We start from the raw sequence: 16,853 nt of genomic DNA, 5'->3' as shown, positions 1-16,853 counted from the left end.
GGAGACAATGTGCTCGTTCTGCATCGCGCCGAGCGTTCCACCACCCTCGCGTCGGCGCTCGGCGACGTGCTCGCGACCCCGCTGTCCGACCCGTTCGCCCGTGAGATCGTCGCGGTCCCGGCGAAGGGTGTGGAGCGCTGGCTCACGCAGCGACTGTCGACGGCGCTCGGGACGCGGCCCGGTCTCGGCGACGGCGTGGCCGCGAACATCGACTTCCCGTCACCGACCCGGCTCGTGGACGAGTGCCTCGCGGCGGCCACCGAGGTGTCCGCCGACGACGACCCGTGGGCGCCGTCGCGGATGCTGTGGGCGCTGCTCGACGTCGTCGACCGGTGCCTCGGAGAGCCCTGGTGCGCGGTTCTCGCCAAGCATCTCGGGCACGGCCTGCCGGACGAGAACCCGGACGATCATCGGACCGGCAGGCGCTACGCCACCGCGTCGCACCTGACCGACCTGTTCCGGAGTTACGGCGCTCAGCGACCGGCGATGCTGGTCGACTGGGCAGGTGGTCGCGACACCGACGGGGCGGGGGGTGCGCTCGACGACGACCTCCTCTGGCAGGCAGAACTGTGGCGACGGGTGCGCGAGCGCATCGGCGGCCCGTCGCCTGCGGAGCGGCTCGACCCGGCCTGCGCCCGGCTGCGCGAGGAACCGGGGCTCGTCGACCTCCCCGACCGGCTGTCGCTGTTCGGTCCGACCCGGCTCGCGACCGACCAGCTCGCGGTGATCGCCGCGCTTGCCGTGAATCGCGATGTGCACCTGTGGCTTTCGCATCCGAGCTCGGCCATGTGGTCGGCCTCGGCCGCGACGGACGGCGTCCTGGCGCGCGCCGACGACCACGCCGCGCTGTCCGTCGCGCACCCGCTGCTTTCCAGCCTGGCCCGCGACGTCCGCGAACTCGAGTCGAGGCTGACCCGTCTCGACCTCGACGATGTCCACCACGAGGCGCCGCCGCTGCCCGATTCCCTCCTGGGACGCCTGCAGACGGACATCAGGGACGATCGTGCACCCGTGCTCGCCGAGTGCACGGCCGACTCGTCCGTCCAGGTGCACGCCTGCCACGGCCCGGCACGCCAGGTGGAGGTCCTGCGCGAATGCCTGCTGCATCTCTTCGAGGACGATCCGAGTCTCGAGCCGCGCGACGTGCTCGTCATGTGCCCCGACGTCGAGTCGTACGCGCCGCTGATCCGCGCCGCGTTCGGGCAGGACGTGCTCGGCCATCCCGGCCACCGGCTGCGGGTCCGGCTCGCGGATCGTGCGCTGCACCAGACCAATCCGGTCCTCGGCGTGGTGTCGACGCTGCTGGAGCTGGCCGACGCGCGGGTCACGGCGAGTCAGGTGCTGGACCTGTCGGCGGCCGCCCCGGTGCGCAGGCGGTTCCGGTTCGGCGACGACGACCTCGAACGAATCCGGGAGTGGGCCTCGGCGACGGGCGCGCGGTGGGGAATCGGACCGCGGCAGCGCGCCGCGTTCGGTCTCGGCGACTTTCCGCAGAACACGTTCACCACCGCACTCGACCGCATCCTGCTCGGCGCAGCCGCCGACGAGTCGGAGAGCGAATGGCTCGCCCTGGCACTGCCGCTCGACGACGTCGACAGCAACGACATCGACCTCACCGGGCGGCTGGCGGAGTTCGTCGACCGGCTCGACGTCGCGTTGCGGGGGCTCGGCGGTCCGCAGTCGGTCGCGGCGTGGTCGAGCGCCCTCACCCGGGCGTTGGACCTTCTCGTCGACGTCTCCGCCGCCGACACGTGGCAGCTGGCGCAGGCGCGACGCGAACTCGGGGCCGCGATGGAGCACGGCGGCGACACGGTCCTGCGACTGTCGGACGTGCGCGCCATGCTGGCCACCCGGCTCGCGGGCCGTCCCACCCGCGCCAACTTCCGCACGGGGGAGCTGACGGTGTGCACGATGGTCCCGATGCGGTCGGTGCCGCATCGCGTCGTCGTTCTCCTCGGTCTCGACGACGAAGTGTTCCCGCGGGGTGTGAGCGTGGACGGCGACGACGTGCTGTCCCGCAATCCGCTTCTCGGCGAACGTGACCCGCGGAGCGAGGATCGGCAGTTGCTGCTCGACGCCGTGATGTCCGCGAGTGAGAAGCTGCTGCTGTTCTACACGGGCGCCGACCCCGTCAGCGGCATGATCCGGCCGCCGGCGATCCCGCTGTCCGAGCTCCTCGACGCGGTGGCCGCGACGGTCGGGCGTGACGCTCTCCCGGGTATCGTGACCCGGCATCCGTTGCAGCCGTTCGATGCCCGGAACTTTCGGCCGGAGCGTCCGTTCAGCTTCGATCGGGGCGCGCTGGCGGGCGCCCGCGCCGCGCAGCATCCGCCGGAGCCGGAGCCCGGGTTCCTGCCGGCGCCGCTGGTGCCGCCGCCGGTGGAGGACGTCGATCTCGCCGAACTCATCGCGTTCCTGGTGCACCCGACGCAGGCGTTTCTGCGGCAACGGCTCGGGTTGCGGGTTCCCGACGTGGACGAGGACCTCGCCGACGCGCTGGACATCGTGCCCGATCCGCTGGCCCGCTGGGATCTGGGCCAGCGGATGCTCGTCGCGAGGCTGGCCGGGGTCGAGCTGGGCGACTTCCGCGCCGCGGAGTGGCGCCGGGGGACGTTGCCGCCGTTCGCTTTGGGGGAGTCGGTGCTGGGGGGAATCGAGCACGCGGTGGAGTCGCTCGTCGCCGTCAGCGGGTCGGTGCACGTGGGCCGTGCGGAATCCGTCGACGTCGATGTCGACCTCGGTTCGGGTCGCCGGCTCACCGGGACGGTCGGCGGTGTGCACGGATCGGTGATCGCGAGCACCACGTATTCGAGGTTGGGGCCGAAGCATCGGCTCACCGCGTGGGCGCAGTTGCTGGCAGTGGCGGCCTCCGACGGTGGAACCGAGTGGACCGCCGTCACAACCGGCCGGGGTGCGTACAGCCGTCCGGCGTGGCGCTCGACCCTCACCGCGCCGGAGAACCCGGTGGAGGAATTGGTGCGCCTCGTCGAGTTGCGCGATCGGGGTCTGCACGCACCGCTGCCCATCGCCACGGGGGCGTCGGCGGCATACGCCGAACGACGGTACGGCGGCAGCAGTGTGGAGGAGGCGATCGAGGCGGCCCGGAAGGAGTGGACCAGTGATTTCGGTGATTCACGGGACCGGCACATCACCTACGTGTACGGGGCGTCTCCCGGTCTCGACGTGCTCGGTGATTCGGTGACCATCGAGAACTACGCGCGGCAACTGTGGGCGCCGCTGCTCACCGCCGAGACGATGGCACAGCCGTGACCGGCGCGGGCGGATTCGACCTCCTCGGCCCGCTGCCGGAGGGGACGACCGTGCTCGAGGCGAGCGCCGGCACCGGCAAGACGTACGCAATCGTCGGTCTGGCCGCCCGCTTCGTCGCCGAGGGTGCGGTGGCCCTGTCGCAGCTGCTGCTGGTCACGTTCAGCCGGGCCGCGACGCAGGAGTTGCGCGAACGAACCCGTGAGCGATTCGGTTCGGCCGCAGCCGCATTGGCTGATCCGGCGGCGGCGCGCCTGAGCGCGGATCACCTGATCCGGCACCTCGCCGACGGTGACGCCGATGAGGTGACGGTGCGTCGCCGGCGCCTGCTGCAGGCACTGTCGGATTTCGACGCCGCCACCATCGTCACCACACACAGTTTCTGCCAGCGCATGCTCGACGGGCTCGGCATCGCCGGCGAGCGCGACCCCGACACGGTGCTGGTCGAGGCGGCCGACGACCTCACGACCGAGGTGATCGACGACCTGTACCTGCGGGCCTACAGTCGCGTCGAGGTCGCGCCGTTCACTCCGGCCGAGGCCACCGCCGCCGCTCGGGCCGCCATCTTCGACCCGCAGGCCGTGCTCGCCCCCGAAGACGCGCGAGGAACCCCGGCCGGGGAACGGGTGGCGTTCGCCGAGGCGGTGCGCGCCGAGGTCGAGCGGCGCAAACGCGCGGTCGGGCTGCGCGATTTCGACGATCTGCCGATGCTCCTGCACCGCGTCCTCAGCGACCCCGCACACGGTGCGGCGGCCTGCCGGCGCGTCCGCGAACGGTACGGCGTCGTCCTCGTCGACGAGTTCCAGGACACCGACCCGCTGCAGTGGGACATTCTGCGCCGGACCTTCCACGGCAACGGAACACTGGTGCTCGTCGGCGATCCGAAGCAGGCCATCTACGCCTTCCGCGGGGCTGAGGTGCTCAGCTATCTCGACGCGGTGCGGTCGGCCGACCGGCACCAGGAATTGACCACCAACTGGCGCAGCGATCAGGAACTGCTCGACGGCCTCGAATACCTCCACGGCGGCGCCGCGCTCGGGCATCCCGAGATCGTGGTGCACCGTGTCGACGGTGCGAGATCGAAGTCGCGGCTCACGGGCGCCGCGCCGCTGCGACTGCGGTACCTTCCCCGGACCGGCGCAGGTCCACTCAACAAATCGGGGTATCCAGGGGTGGCGCCGCTCCGGAAGCGGATCGCCGCCGACCTCGCCGCCGACATCGTCGCCCTCCTCGACGGCGGTGCGACGCTCGACGTCGGGGGCAGCCCACGGCTCGTCGAACCCGGCGACATCGCCGTGCTGGTGCGCACCAACGCCCAGATCGCCCTGGTCCACGACGCCCTCGACAGGGCGGGGGTGCCGTCCGTGCTGGCCGGCGGGGCCAGTGTCTTCACCACTCCCGCTGCGCTGCACTGGCTCTGGATCCTGCAGGCCATCGAGCAACCGCACCGCGCCGACCGGGTGCGGCTGGCGGCGCTCACCCCGCTGCTCGGACATTCGGCCGAAGAACTCGACGCCCGCGGCGACGACATCGTCGCGGAGGTCGGGGGCCTGCTGCGCGAACTCGGCGCGGTGTTCGCGCAGTCCGGTTTCGCGGCACTGTTCGAACGACTGTCCGCGGTCGCCGCCCTGGAGGCGAGACTGCTCCGGGTCGCGGCGGGAGAGCGGGCCCTGACCGATCTGCGGCACGTGGCGCAGTTGCTCAACAGCGCCGCCGTCGAGCAGTCGCTCGGTCTGACGGCCGTCACCCGCTGGCTGACCGAACGGATGAAGGACCCGACCTCGGGCGGGGTGGACCGCAGCCGGCGACTCGACAGCGACGCCGCCGCCGTGCAGATCGCGACCGTCCACGCCAGCAAGGGCCTCGAATTCCCGCTCGTCTACCTGCCCTACGCCTGGGACGCCGCCAAGATCTCGAAGCCGAGCAAACTGCTCCTGCACGACGACGACGGTCGGCGCATCCTCGACGTCGGTGGTCCGGGTAGCCCCGGCTACGCGGACCGCAGGAACCGGCACGACGCCGAAGAGGCGGGGGAGGAACTCCGGCTGCTGTACGTCGCGGTCACCCGGGCGATGTGCGGGCTCGTGGTGTGGTGGGCGCCGGGGTTCACGACGGCGGACGGGCCGCTGCACCGGATGATTCTGGGGCGTCGGCCCGGGCAGCGTGAGGTCCCGCAGAAGGCCGTTGTTCCCGAGGATCCGGTTGTCGCGGAACGGTTGTCGGAGTGGGGTTCGGCGGCGCCGGAGACGGTGACGGTCGAGGCGGTGGGGTCGGAACCGATCGCACGGGTCGGGTGGACCCCGCAGCGAGAACCCAGGGGAGACCTGGAGGCCGCGCGGTTCCGCCGGCTGCTCGACACGCGCTGGCGTCGCACGTCGTATTCGGCGTTGACCGCGTCCGCGCACGACGCGCCCGCCGTCGGGAGTGAGGCGGAGGTCGACGAGAAGACGGACGAGCCGGACGAGCCACCGCTGCAGGCCCCCGCCGACGTCACCACCGGTGTGCCGTCGACGATGAACGACTTGCCGGGCGGAGCGACGTTCGGCACGCTCGTCCACGCCGTCTTCGAGATCGTCGACACGGCAGCGCCCGATCTGGACGACGAAGTACTGCGGTGCTGCCGCGACGTGATCGCGTCGACGCTCTCGGACATCGATCCGGCTCAGCTGGCCACCGCACTGGTCCCGGTGCTGCGGACTCCTCTCGGTGCGGGGGCCGGTCACACACTCGCCGACCTCGCCCCCGCGGACCTGTTGGCGGAACTCGACTTCGAGCTGCCCCTCGCCGGCGGCGACACGCCGGCACCGACCGTGATGCTCGACGGTGTCGGCAGACTGCTCCGGACGCACCTGCCCGACGACGACCCGCTGCGGTCGTATTCCGACGCCGTGCAGACCCTCGAACCGACGCCGCTGCGCGGATACCTCACCGGCAGCATCGACGCCGTGCTGCGGCTGCCCGGGCCGCGGTACGTCGTGGTCGACTACAAGACCAACCGCCTCGCGCAGGGGGAGCTGACCACCGCCCACTACACCCGCGACAGCATGGCCGCCGAAATGCTGCGGGCACACTACCCGCTGCAGGCGCTGCTGTATTCCGTTGCGTTGCATCGCTACCTGCGCTGGCGGCAACCAGATTACGATCCGGCGGTGCACCTCGGCGGGGTCCAGTACCTGTTCGTTCGTGGAATGGTCGGCCCCGGTACCCCGCCCGGCTGCGGTGTCTTCGACTGGGCACCCCCGGCCGCGCTGATCACCGAACTGTCCGATCTGCTGTCCGGGTCGGCCACCGAGCCCGAGGGGACGCCATGACTGAGGTGCAGGTGGCGCAGCGCGGCAAGGGGCGGCTGCGGCTGTTCAACGAGGCCGGTGTGCTCGCCGCGGCGGACGTGCACGTCGCGTTGCGGTTGTCGGCGCTCGGCGGTGAACCCTCGGAAGACGTCGTGCTGGCGACGGCGCTGGCGGTCCGCGCGGTGCGGGCCGGTTCGGTGTGCCTGGACCTGACGCGGATCCGGGAGGTGACGGTCGACGAGGAGTCCGAGGTCGATCTCGACGCGCTGCCCTGGCCGGACGACTCGACCGTCGTCGAGGCACTGCGCCGGAGCCCCCTGGTCACGGGTGGCGCGGCGGGCCCGCTGCGACCGCTGCGGCTCGTCGACACCGCGGAGGGTGGGCTGCTGTATCTCGACCGGTATTTCCGGCAGGAATCGACCATCCGGCGGGTGCTCGACCAGCGTTCCGTCGGGCATCCGCTCGTCGACGAGCAGGCGCTGCGAGACGGGTTGGACGCGCTGTTCCGCGATCAGTACGACGTCGGGGCGCCGTCGCCGTCACCGGATCGGCAACGGATCGCCGCCGCGGTGGCCGCCACGCAGTGGACGTCCGTGGTGGTCGGCGGACCGGGAACGGGCAAGACGCACACCGTCGCCCGGGTGCTGGCGCTGCTGGCGAGGCAACCGGGACCGAGGCGGCGCATCGCGCTCGCCGCCCCCACTGGCAAGGCCGCGGCGCGATTGCAGGAGGCGGTGCAGGAGCAGGCCGACGCACTCGGGTTGCCGCCCGACTTGGCTGCGATGACGCTGCACCGGCTGCTGGGGTGGCAGCGGGGGCGCGGCAGCCGATTCCGCTACAACGCGAACAATCACCTGCCGTACGACGTGATCGTCGTCGACGAGACGTCGATGGTGTCGCTGACGATGATGTGCCGGCTTCTCGAGGCCGTCCGCCCCGACACGCACCTGGTGCTCGTCGGTGATCCGGATCAGCTGACGTCCGTCGATGCGGGTGCCGTCCTCTCGGATCTGGTGGGGCGGCCCGTCTCGGGAACCGAGAATCCGGTGCTCGCGCGGGTGGTCGGAGACGACTTGGACGCCGCGGACGACCCCCTCGAAGCGTCCCTGAGTGTGGGCGAGCGCGACCGGCTGCGCGGCGGGGTGGTCCGGCTCAGCCGTGGACGCCGGTTCGGCGGCGGCATCGCGAAACTGGCGGTCGCGGTGCGAGACGGGCACGAGGACCGCGTGATCGAGATCCTGCGCGGCGAGGGTGCCCCCGACGTGTCGTTCCACGATCCGGACGACCTCGACGCGCTGCGGTCGGATGTGGTGGGTACGGCGGCCGCGGTCACCGGCGCCGCTGAATTGGGCGATGCGGCTGCTGCACTGCAGCATTCGGAGACACACCGGTTGCTGTGTGCGCACCGGGAGGGTCCGTACGGCGTGCAGTGGTGGGCGCGGCAGGCGATGGAGTGGATCGGCGCGGCGACAGGGCAGCGACTGGACCCCGATCGCTGGTATCCGGGCCAGCCGCTGATGGTGACCGCCAACGATCACGACACGAAGATCTACAACGGCGACACCGGGGTGATCGTGCGGCGCGACGACGAACTCGCGGCCGCCTTCCTGCGGGGCACCGAACCGTTCCTGTTACATCCGACGCACCTCGCCGCCGTGCAGACCGTGTACGCGATGACGATTCACCGCAGTCAGGGCAGCCAGTACGACACGGTGACCGTGATACTGCCCGGTGCGGCATCCTCCCTGCTGACCCGGGAATTGCTGTACACCGCGATCACCCGTGCGCGGAAGCACGTGCGAATCATCGGAGCGGAGGACGCGGTGCGGGCGGGCGTGCAACGCCGGGTCCTGCGGGCGAGCGGGCTGCGGAGGGTGATTCGGTAGCACGGTTGCGTGCCGACGAGATCACGACGGCGAGGGTGGCCGACAGGAAGACGATCTGCAGGAGGGTGCGGGGGATCAGGAGCCCTGCGGCGCCCGCGAGTTCGAGTGCGCCGGTGACGGTCACCAGCAGTCCGGGATTCGGCAGGGCAGGCGGGACCATATCGATGAGCTCGGCTCGCATCCCGACGAAGTGGGCCATGCCGGTCAGTGTGAACATGGCCGCGAGTCCACCCCGTAGGGCAACGGGCCACGGCCGGAACCGGCGTACCCCGGCGGCACCTGCGGCGCGGAGTATCAGGGTGACGGCAACGAGGGCGATCAGGGGTTCCCTGATCCTCTCCTGAAATGTCGATCAGTGTTCGTGGGTGTTATCGCTGTGGGACAGCCGGTTTCGGGCGCGGCTCAACTTCTGTGAGACGGGGACGCGGGCGGTGGCCTGTGCCAGGCCCATCGCCGGCGTACCGACGTAGACCGACTCGGCGCGGCTCACCGGATAGGTCTCGTGCCAGACGCCGACCGCGCCGGGTGCCTTGCGGGCCCGCCGGTTGAACGCGGCCCATGCCGGTCGATGCTTCGCGTTGCCGTCGCTTGCGTATGCGTACAGCTTGTCGACGGAGTTCCAGTACTGAATCACCGTCGGGCCGCGCCATCCGAACGTCAGGCGGTAGCCCATCAGGCCCGACTCGGCGTCTTCGGCCAGTTCCCGCAGCATCGTCGGCATCGCCAGAAATGCCGGCAGCCACAGGTCGGGTCGCCACGGCCGGTTGATGGTCATCCCGATCAGGAAGACCACCAGTTCGCCGTCGTGGTGGTGAGTGGAACGGGCGGGTTCGATCGTCGTCATCGGATGCCTCCAAGACTGGATATCGGGACTATCTAATAATGGATAGTGATAGTATCCAATGTCAAGGGGTGCAGGCATGCCAAAACCCGGACCGCGCAGTGCGCAGCCCGGGTGGTCAGTCAGGGGTGAGTTACGGGGCGGGCGGCGGCGGTGTCACCGGGACGACCGAGGCGAGTGCCCGCTCGTGGGCCTCGGTCGACCACTCGGGCTCGGTGGTGATGTTCATGTCGCCGACGATCGTGCCGAAGATGTTGATGTCCGTGCTGTACAGGATCACCGCGTTGCGCTGCGAATCCGTGAAGTTCGTGCCGGTGATGTCTGCGTCGCTCAGATCGGCGTACGACAGATTCGCGGCAGCGAAATTGGTTCCGGTGAGGTTCGCCCGTTTCAGGTTCGCGCCCGACAGATCGGCGAAGCTCAGGTTCACGCCGGCCAGATTTGCGAAACTGAGATCGGCGCCCGGGCACGTGGTGCGATCGTCGGGCGTCGGATTCGCCACGATGGTGCAGCCGTTGATCTCGGTGAGCGGGTCCGCCGCGGCGGTGCCCGCGCCCGTGGCGAGTGCGGCACCTCCCGCCAGCGTCACTGCGCCCAGTATCCGAACCGTGAAATGTGTCCTGCTCATGCCGGACTGCCCCCTCGCGTAGAAACCTGCACCGTCACCGCCGAACATAGTGCCGAGCGCACTGTGCCGCACGGGGAATCGCGACACCGGCTGGGCTGACGCAGACGCACCCCTTCTCGGCAGCCGCACCCGTTCTCGGGCCGGAATAGGGGGTGCGTGGGCACAGAAGGGGTGCGTCTGCGGGCACGGCGCGCCGGAGATCGACTACTCGCAGGCGATGCCGTCGTTGTCGCGGTCGAGGTGCGGCGCGTAACCGTCCTGGCCGCGGTAGATCGGTGTGACACCGGCGTTGCGTGCCTCGGTGCAGTTCTTGTACCCGGCCCGCGGCGCGGGAGCCTGCGGCGCGGGCGCTGACTGCGGAGCCGGCGCCACCTGCGGAGCCGGCGCGACCTGCGGTGCGGGTGCCGGGGCTGCCGGAGCGGCGGGCTCGGGCGGCAGGAGGGGATTTACGGCGTCGGCCGAACCGCTCGGGATCAGGGACGCAATCTCCGGTGGCAGGAAATCGAAGATCGTCGCCGCCTGTGCGGAGGGCGCGGCTGCCATCGAGATGGCGGCACAGCCGAGGACGCCGAAGAATAGCCGTCGAGCCTTCATATTTACCTCGTTCAGGGGTGGTGTGTGACTTACACGGAATGGTCGAGAAACGCCACGACGGGCGATCTATTCAGTGTGAGGAGAATGGTAGCCAGTGGTGCCGATATTCGAAAGTCGTTGAGGCGCAATAGTCCTGTCTGTCATTCACTCGAATGACAGGATCTCAACCTGTACTTGAACGAAAAACTATCCAGAAATCCCCGCTGGTCTGGATGTGTTCCGAAGATTCCCGTGTCGTCGAACCGAACGGCGGAGACCGGGCCCTATAGTCGCTCTGTGCTGTCATCTGCCTCCTCGACCATGACCCGGCCGGTGCGGCTGCCGACCGGACACCGCTGGGTTGTCGTCGACGTCGAGACGTCCGGTCTTCGTTCGTCCACGCATCGTGTGCTCAGCCTCGCGGCGTTGGCGTTGCGTGAAGACGGTTCGGTAGAGCGTGAGTTGGTGACGCTGCTGAACCCAGGCTGCGACCCGGGGCCCGTCCATATCCACAATTTGACGCCTCAACGCCTCGCGGGGGCGCCTCGATTCGAAGATGTCGCCAAAGACTTGCTCGACCTCCTCGACGGCAGGACATTGGTCGCGCACAACGCGTCGTTCGATTACGGCTTTCTCGACGCCGAGGCACGTCGGGCCGGGCTGACGATGCCGACACAGCACAGGCTCTGCACCCTCGCCCTCTCGCGTCGCCTCGAGATCGACGTCCCGAACCACAAGTTGTCGACTCTCGCCGCGCACTGGAAGGTTCGTCAGAACCGGGCTCACGACGCCTACGACGACGCCCTCGTGTTGACGGAGGTCTTCGCGCACAGCGCCTCGCTGGCCGAGTCCCTCAGGCTTCCTCTTCCCGTCGTAGGGTGCATCGACCGGCGGCCTGTGTATCCCGACCGCATTCCGCGCGTGGAGTGTCTGTGGCGGAATCCGGGTCGGCTCGATCTTGGGGTGGGACTGGTCCAGGGCATGAAAATAGTGATCAGTGGCAGCACAGAGATTCCTCGCCTTTCGCTCGCCGCACGTCTGACCGACGCCGGCCTGGACGTCATGAATTCGTTCAGCCGCCAGACGAGTGTCGTCGTCTGCAACGACCGGCACTCGTTGAATGCAAAGGTGCGCCGCGCAGTGGCAGAGGGGATTCCCATCCTGTCCGAGCTACAGCTCGGTGAAATGTTGCTTCACGTGTCTCCGGGTGAGCCGACGGCGGCTGTGGCACCGTCGGAAGTTCCTCAGCCTCGACCTGCGACAACCGCCGCCTCCAAGAAGCCCTGGCACGGAAGAAGAGTGCTCATCGTCGGTGGCTCGCACTCGGACTCCGTTCTGATGCGATCCCGCATAGTGCAATTGGGTGCCAAGCCCTCGGTAAACCTGTCTGCAGGGGTCACCGAGGTCCTCGTTCTCGACGGTGGTGAACTCGATCCCCGTATGGACCGAGTGTCGGCTCGTCAGCTGCCACTGCTCACGACCGCCGATGTGAATTCCGCACTCGACCCGGCGGCACCGCCCGAGCAGGTGCCGCCAGTCGAGGCAGTGGCGACCCGCGAGCCGATCCGACCGCCGTTTCAATGGGTGGCACCGTTACTCGCACGCGGAGAGGTGATCGACCTACCGCCACAGACGACATCGCTGACGGTCAACGCGTCATGGCGCGCGCACACCACGGACGATGCGTTCGACGTGGATGTGGTCGCGTTTCTTCTCGGCGAAGACGGCAGGGTCGGTTGCGACGAGGACTTCCTCTTCTACAACTCGCCGACGAGTGCGGACGGCACTGTGGAATTGTCCTGCGACGGCAGTAGTGAGCAAGGAGTGCGGATCGAATTGGCTGCTCTGCACTCCGACTACCAGTGTTTGTCCGTATCGGCTGCGATCGGTGGCGACCGCACCTTCGGCGAACTCGGTCCGATCTCGGTGACCGTGGACGCTCCGGACCACACGATCGCATCATTCGTACTGGACGCCGGCACGAGCGAACGGACGATGCACTTCGCCGAGATCTACCGTCGGGCCGGGCGGTGGCGTCTCCGCGCGGTGGGTCAGGGGTACGAATACGATCTCGCCACGCTCGCCACCAAGTGCGGGGTGACGGTCGACGATTGAGGTCACCTCACCGTTCCGAACGGACGGTGACCGGAGCCTGCGGAGTCCGTCGGATCTGGACGTCGGGGAAGGTGGGGATCTCGAATCGGGTGTGGACGAAGGGTTCGCTGCAGACGCGCTGGGCGTGTGCCGCGATGTCCCCGAGGGTGGTCACCCACATTCCGTCCATCGACTTCACGTTCTCGATGAGACGTTCCAACGCCATCGCCTTGGAGGGTCTGCCGGAGATGAAGGGGTGGTTGGTGAGGACGAAGCAGCCGCCTTCGGCGTAGTGGGCCTCGGCTTCGAGAGTCCACATCTCCAGCACCTTGGCGGGGCTTTCGATGACGCCGCTGCCGGTGACACCCGGGTAGAAAGCGTACTGCTCCCAGTCGTCGAGTGCCCAGTCGACGGGGATCTCGATCAGTGTGCGCTTCGATTCCGGGCTGGTCGCCATCAGGTAGGGCTTGTCTCCGTCGAGCAGGCTCGAATCGTAGACGAACCCGCGTTCGGCGAGGAGTTCGGGTGTGTGCCAGTTCATTTCCCACCACGGGGCGCGATAGCCGACGGGGCGGATCCCCGCGACCGCTTCGAGCGCGTCGAGTCCCCGGTCGAGGTACCGTGCCTCGGTCGCGGCGTCGAGCCCCTTCATGGGCTCGTGCAGGTACCCGTGGTGCCCCACCTCGTGACCGCCGTCGATGATGGCGCGCACCGTGTCGGGGTAGCACTCGGCGGTGAATCCGGGCACGAAGAACGTCGCGTGGATGCCCTGACGTTCGAGCACTCGCAGGATGCGGGGCACCCCGACGCGGGGGCCGTACGACTGGTGGCTCATCAGCGACATCCGGTTCGCCGACGTGGGATCGTGGGCGAGGACGCAGGATTCGGCGTCGACGTCGAAGGTGAAGGCGGCGGCCGCGGTGTGGCCCTGCGGCCAGACGAAGTCGTTGGTCATGGTGTGCTCCTGGGTGTCGGGGGTCAGTTGCCGGTGAGGACGTCGGGAGATTCGGCCGACCGTGTCGGGTGTCGATCCGCGGTCCGGTAGGGGCGGTGCGCCCGCGGGCCGAGGGCTGCGTAGAGGGCGGCGGCCACTGCGCCGCCGGCGAGCCAGGACAGGTCGAGTCCGCCGAGTGCTCGCGCCGCGAAACCCTGGGTGAGGCTCGTGGCACCGTACATGAACAGCCACGTTGCGGCGATGCCCGCGGCGAAGCATCCCATCGTGGTCCAGTTGACGTCGGGCAGCCTGCGCGATCCGACCGGTTCGAACAGCCGCCGGGCGTCGATCTGCCGCTTCTCGACCCGGAAGTAGTGGACGAGCATGATGCCGGCCCAGCTCGCGATCCAGGCCACGATCGCCGCCAGCCAGGTCTCCAGCACGGTGGCCAGGCTCGACTGGAAGATGAAGAAGACGACGGCGAACAGGGCGAACACGCCGACCAGCAGGTTCAGCTTGCGACGAGGCACCTTGATGTCGAGGGCCTGCGCGGCGACCGAGAACGTGTAGATGTTGAGGATGTTGGTGGCGATGGGTCCGTGGATCACCAGGAACAGAACGGGCAGCGCCAGCGCGCCGAAGTTCGACACGATCAGTTCACCCGGGTCCACCGAGCCGTTGGTGGTGGCGAGACTGGCACCGAGCACTCCGAGCCAGACCACCGGAACGAACTGACCGAGGGCGCTGGTCAGGTACAGCTTGCGCCGGGGCACCGTCCGGCTCACGAACCGCGAGTAGTCGCAGGCATAGGTGAACCATGTGATGCCCCAGCCGATTCCGATGACGGTCATCACCGTGGACATCGCCGCGATCCGGGCGCCGCCGTGCAGGACTTCACCGGTGGGTCCGGCGTAGGACCAGTCGATGTCGAGGTGGAACCATGCGACGACGGACATGAGGACGAGCACCGCCAGCGTCGGCGGAACCGTCCAGCGTTCGAACGAGGCGATGACGCGGTAGCCGAACCACGCGATGGTGACCTGGATCGTCATGATCACTGCGCCGACGAGCACCTTCGCCGCCAGGTTGCGCTCGTGCGGGTCGACCACGTCGAGTTTTCCGAGCAGGGCCATGACCAAGTCGAGCACGATCCAGGTGTTCACCGCACACCATCCGACCGCCAGGCACGCCTGGATGGCAGCCGGCAGATAGGCGCCGCGGCGGCCGAACGCCGCCCGCGACAACACCATGCCGGTGACACCCGTACGCTGGCCGATGAGGACGAAAACGCCGAAAAGTGCCATGCCTACGATGTTTCCGGCGATCAGGACGATGAGTGTGTCACGCAGACCCAGGCCGAGCCCGATGCCGAGGGCGCCGAGAACCCAGTTGATGGGTGCGATGTTCGCGCCCGCCCAGATCCAGAACTGGCCGGACACGCGGGTCGTGCGTGCTTCTTCGGGGATGGGTTGGAGTACGTCTTCGATGTCGTGGAGGTTGGGACTGTCCGCGATTTTGTCGGTGGCCATCGGACTCCTTTGTGAGGCCATGTGGGAATACCCATCATGCGGCGAGTGACCCACATCACACCATTTACACTTTGACAACAAGACGGGGCCGCGAATGAACGGAATGTCATGTCACTGTCGTTAGCCGACGTGCTCGCGCACCCGAGCCTCGCCGCCGGTCTGCCCGTCGTGCGGGCCGGCGCGGACCTGCTGTCCCGGCCGGTGCGCTGGGTGCACTCGAGCGAGGTCATCGACATCGCGCACCTGCTCCGCGGCGGAGAATTGCTGCTGACCGGCGGGTTCGCGCTCGCGTCCGCCGATCCGAACGGACTTCGGCGATACGTGCGGGAACTGTCGGCCCGCCGCGTCGCCGGGGTGGCCATCGAGACGGGGCCGCAACTGCCGCAGATCCCGGCGGAGCTGATCGCGGAGGCGTCGGAGGCAGGCTTGCCGGTAGTCGAACTGCGGGGTGTCGTACCGTTCGTGCAGGTGGCCGAGGCGATCAACGGCCTTCTGGTCAACGAATCGGTCCAGCGACTGCGGCGAGGTGATGCTGTCGCGCACGCGTTGTCCGAGGAGTTGGCGCGCGGGGGTGGGCCGGGGGAGTTGCTCGGGGTGCTCGCGCGACTCTCGCCCGGTGACCTGGCGCTCGTGGGCGCCGCCGGCGACGTCATCGCCGCCCACGGGAACGAGATCGCCGGTCCGGACGCGGTGACCGTGCCGGTGTCCGTTCAGGGTGTCAGCGTGGCGACGCTGGTGGTGTCTCCCCGGAATCCGGTCGATCGCGTCACCGCGGACGCGATCGTCGAGCGCGCGCCCGCAGCACTGGCGATCTCCCTGCTGCGCTCCTTTCCGCCCTCTGCTGCGGCCCGCGCGTCGCAGGCGCTGCTGCGGATCGCCTGCCAGCCGAATCCGGCCCCGGAGCGGCTGGTCGCGGCGGCACGGGCGGCGGGACTGGCCGAAGTGGATTCGTACGTCGGGGTCGTGGGACGTTCGGTCGACGGGCCGGGCGCTCTCGCCGCCGTCGATGCCGCGTTGCATCGGCTGTCGGTCACCACGGTGTCGGCGACCGTCGGCGACGAGTTACAGGCGATCGTCGTGCTGCGGTCCGGGGACCGGGCCGGTTCCCGCGACGCAGTGGTCGCATCGTTGCGTGCGACACCGCGAACCGAACCGGCGCGGGTGGCGGTGGGACCGGCGGTCACGGGTGTGGTCGGACTGCCGCACACGATGTCGGAGGCGCGCTTCGCGCTCGACCTCGCCGTCGATCTGGGCATCGCCGACGCGGTGGTGGACGCCGCGGAACTCGCGATCGAACGACTCGGCCGGCGTATCGGCGATCCGGAATTGCTGTCGTCGTTCGTCCGGGAACTGCTCGGTCCGCTGCTCGCGGCCGGACCGGAGCGTGCGCGCCGCTCGATCGAGACGCTGGACGTCTACCTGCAATGCGGATGCAACAAGACCGAGGCGGCGGGCCGGCTGCACGTGCAGCGCCAGACGCTGTACCAACGGCTCGATCAGATCTTCGCGCTGCTCGGCGAGGATCCGACGGGTTCGCCGCGGCTCGCCGCCGTGCACCTGGCGACCCGCCTCTACCTCGGCGGTGTGATCGACACCGGCGCGCTCTGACCGCGCGCCGGAGAGGCTGCGCGCCGTAGACCGAGCAATCGCACACCTCTGGGTGCAACAGCGTTGCAATCATGTGAACGCATCTTGATTCGACAACCTGTTGACATGTGACGGCGCACACAATATCGTCACTGAACGAATCATGGTTGCACTGACAGCAACAGATACTCGTAGTCGCAGTCGACGAGTGCCGACGCACCGAG

11 protein-coding genes are annotated in these 16,853 nt (G+C 68.9%); 5 read left to right on the top strand and 6 right to left on the bottom strand.

Going from position 1 to position 16,853, the window contains the following annotated elements:
- The first annotated feature begins 9 nt into the window (after positions 1-9).
- The 3 genes from recC to recD are packed head-to-tail and all read left to right on the top strand — an operon-like array spanning position 10 to position 8,443.
- Positions 10-3,270: an exodeoxyribonuclease V subunit gamma gene (gene recC / locus ACFTWF_RS27825; RefSeq protein WP_378464371.1), complete on the top strand. Its 3,261-nt coding sequence runs from the start codon at positions 10-12 to the stop codon at positions 3,268-3,270.
- Complete coding sequence (locus tag ACFTWF_RS27820; RefSeq protein ID WP_378464370.1) at positions 3,267-6,578, top strand: UvrD-helicase domain-containing protein; 3,312 nt, start codon at positions 3,267-3,269, stop codon at positions 6,576-6,578. Before recC ends, ACFTWF_RS27820 begins: the two co-directional genes overlap by 4 nt.
- Complete coding sequence (recD, locus tag ACFTWF_RS27815; RefSeq protein ID WP_378464369.1) at positions 6,575-8,443, top strand: exodeoxyribonuclease V subunit alpha; 1,869 nt, start codon at positions 6,575-6,577, stop codon at positions 8,441-8,443. The genes ACFTWF_RS27820 and recD overlap by 4 nt, the downstream gene beginning before the upstream one ends.
- Here recD and ACFTWF_RS27810 read toward each other — a convergent pair.
- The 4 genes from ACFTWF_RS27810 to ACFTWF_RS27795 all read right to left on the bottom strand — a co-directional run bounded on the left by ACFTWF_RS27810 (position 8,361) and on the right by ACFTWF_RS27795 (position 10,506).
- Positions 8,361-8,660, bottom strand: a complete 300-nt coding sequence (locus ACFTWF_RS27810; protein WP_378464368.1) for a hypothetical protein — start codon at positions 8,658-8,660, stop codon at positions 8,361-8,363. The genes recD and ACFTWF_RS27810 overlap by 83 nt on opposite strands.
- A 135-nt stretch (positions 8,661-8,795) precedes the next feature.
- Positions 8,796-9,287 (bottom strand): DUF4188 domain-containing protein, encoded by a 492-nt coding sequence (locus tag ACFTWF_RS27805; RefSeq protein ID WP_378464367.1) that lies wholly within the window; start codon positions 9,285-9,287, stop codon positions 8,796-8,798.
- 130 nt (positions 9,288-9,417) lie between these two features.
- The gene (locus ACFTWF_RS27800; protein WP_378464366.1) at positions 9,418-9,912 is read right to left on the bottom strand and encodes a pentapeptide repeat-containing protein; all 495 of its coding nucleotides are present in this window, start codon (positions 9,910-9,912) and stop codon (positions 9,418-9,420) included.
- Between the two features lie 204 nt (positions 9,913-10,116).
- Positions 10,117-10,506, bottom strand: coding sequence for an excalibur calcium-binding domain-containing protein (locus tag ACFTWF_RS27795; protein WP_378464365.1), 390 nt, complete (start codon positions 10,504-10,506; stop codon positions 10,117-10,119).
- A 300-nt stretch (positions 10,507-10,806) separates the two neighbouring features.
- On the opposite strand from ACFTWF_RS27795, the gene ACFTWF_RS27790 reads away from it, so the two are divergent.
- Complete coding sequence (locus ACFTWF_RS27790; protein ID WP_378464508.1) at positions 10,807-12,600, top strand: TerD family protein; 1,794 nt, start codon at positions 10,807-10,809, stop codon at positions 12,598-12,600.
- A gap of 7 nt (positions 12,601-12,607) precedes the next feature.
- Here the strand turns inward: ACFTWF_RS27790 and ACFTWF_RS27785 are convergent, their stop codons facing one another.
- Positions 12,608-13,534 carry a polysaccharide deacetylase gene (locus ACFTWF_RS27785; protein WP_378464364.1) on the bottom strand — a complete coding sequence of 309 codons (927 nt, stop codon included), beginning with the start codon at positions 13,532-13,534 and terminating at the stop codon, positions 12,608-12,610.
- A gap of 23 nt (positions 13,535-13,557) precedes the next feature.
- On the bottom strand, positions 13,558-15,042 hold the full coding sequence (locus ACFTWF_RS27780) for a purine-cytosine permease family protein (protein ID WP_378464363.1): 1,485 nt from the start codon (positions 15,040-15,042) through the stop codon (positions 13,558-13,560).
- Positions 15,043-15,150: 108 nt separating this feature from the next.
- Here ACFTWF_RS27780 and ACFTWF_RS27775 point away from each other — a divergent pair, with 108 nt between their 5' ends.
- A complete protein-coding gene (locus ACFTWF_RS27775; protein WP_378464362.1) occupies positions 15,151-16,650 on the top strand; it encodes a PucR family transcriptional regulator in 1,500 nt (499 codons plus the stop codon).
- Positions 16,651-16,853 lie beyond the last annotated feature (203 nt).

This window comes from Rhodococcus sp. NPDC056960 (assembly GCF_042674125.1).
In the GTDB taxonomy this organism is placed as follows: Bacteria; Actinomycetota; Actinomycetes; order Mycobacteriales; family Mycobacteriaceae; genus Rhodococcus_F.
Note: the sequence above shows the minus strand (reverse complement) of the source record. Positions and strands in the feature narration are given on the sequence as shown.

What these genes read in the sequence shown, in the direction of transcription:
- recD (WP_378464369.1), top strand. Translation starts at nt 6,575, where the DNA reads ATGACTGAGGTGCAGGTGGCGCAGCGCGGCAAGGGGCGGCTGCGGCTG.
- ACFTWF_RS27790 (WP_378464508.1), top strand. Translation starts at nt 10,807, where the DNA reads ATGACCCGGCCGGTGCGGCTGCCGACCGGACACCGCTGGGTTGTCGTC.
- ACFTWF_RS27785 (WP_378464364.1), bottom strand. Translation starts at nt 13,534, where the DNA reads ATGACCAACGACTTCGTCTGGCCGCAGGGCCACACCGCGGCCGCCGCC.
- ACFTWF_RS27810 (WP_378464368.1), bottom strand. Translation starts at nt 8,660, where the DNA reads ATGTTCACACTGACCGGCATGGCCCACTTCGTCGGGATGCGAGCCGAG.
- ACFTWF_RS27805 (WP_378464367.1), bottom strand. Translation starts at nt 9,287, where the DNA reads ATGACGACGATCGAACCCGCCCGTTCCACTCACCACCACGACGGCGAA.
- ACFTWF_RS27780 (WP_378464363.1), bottom strand. Translation starts at nt 15,042, where the DNA reads ATGGCCACCGACAAAATCGCGGACAGTCCCAACCTCCACGACATCGAA.
- ACFTWF_RS27775 (WP_378464362.1), top strand. Translation starts at nt 15,151, where the DNA reads ATGTCACTGTCGTTAGCCGACGTGCTCGCGCACCCGAGCCTCGCCGCC.
- ACFTWF_RS27800 (WP_378464366.1), bottom strand. Translation starts at nt 9,912, where the DNA reads ATGAGCAGGACACATTTCACGGTTCGGATACTGGGCGCAGTGACGCTG.
- ACFTWF_RS27795 (WP_378464365.1), bottom strand. Translation starts at nt 10,506, where the DNA reads ATGAAGGCTCGACGGCTATTCTTCGGCGTCCTCGGCTGTGCCGCCATC.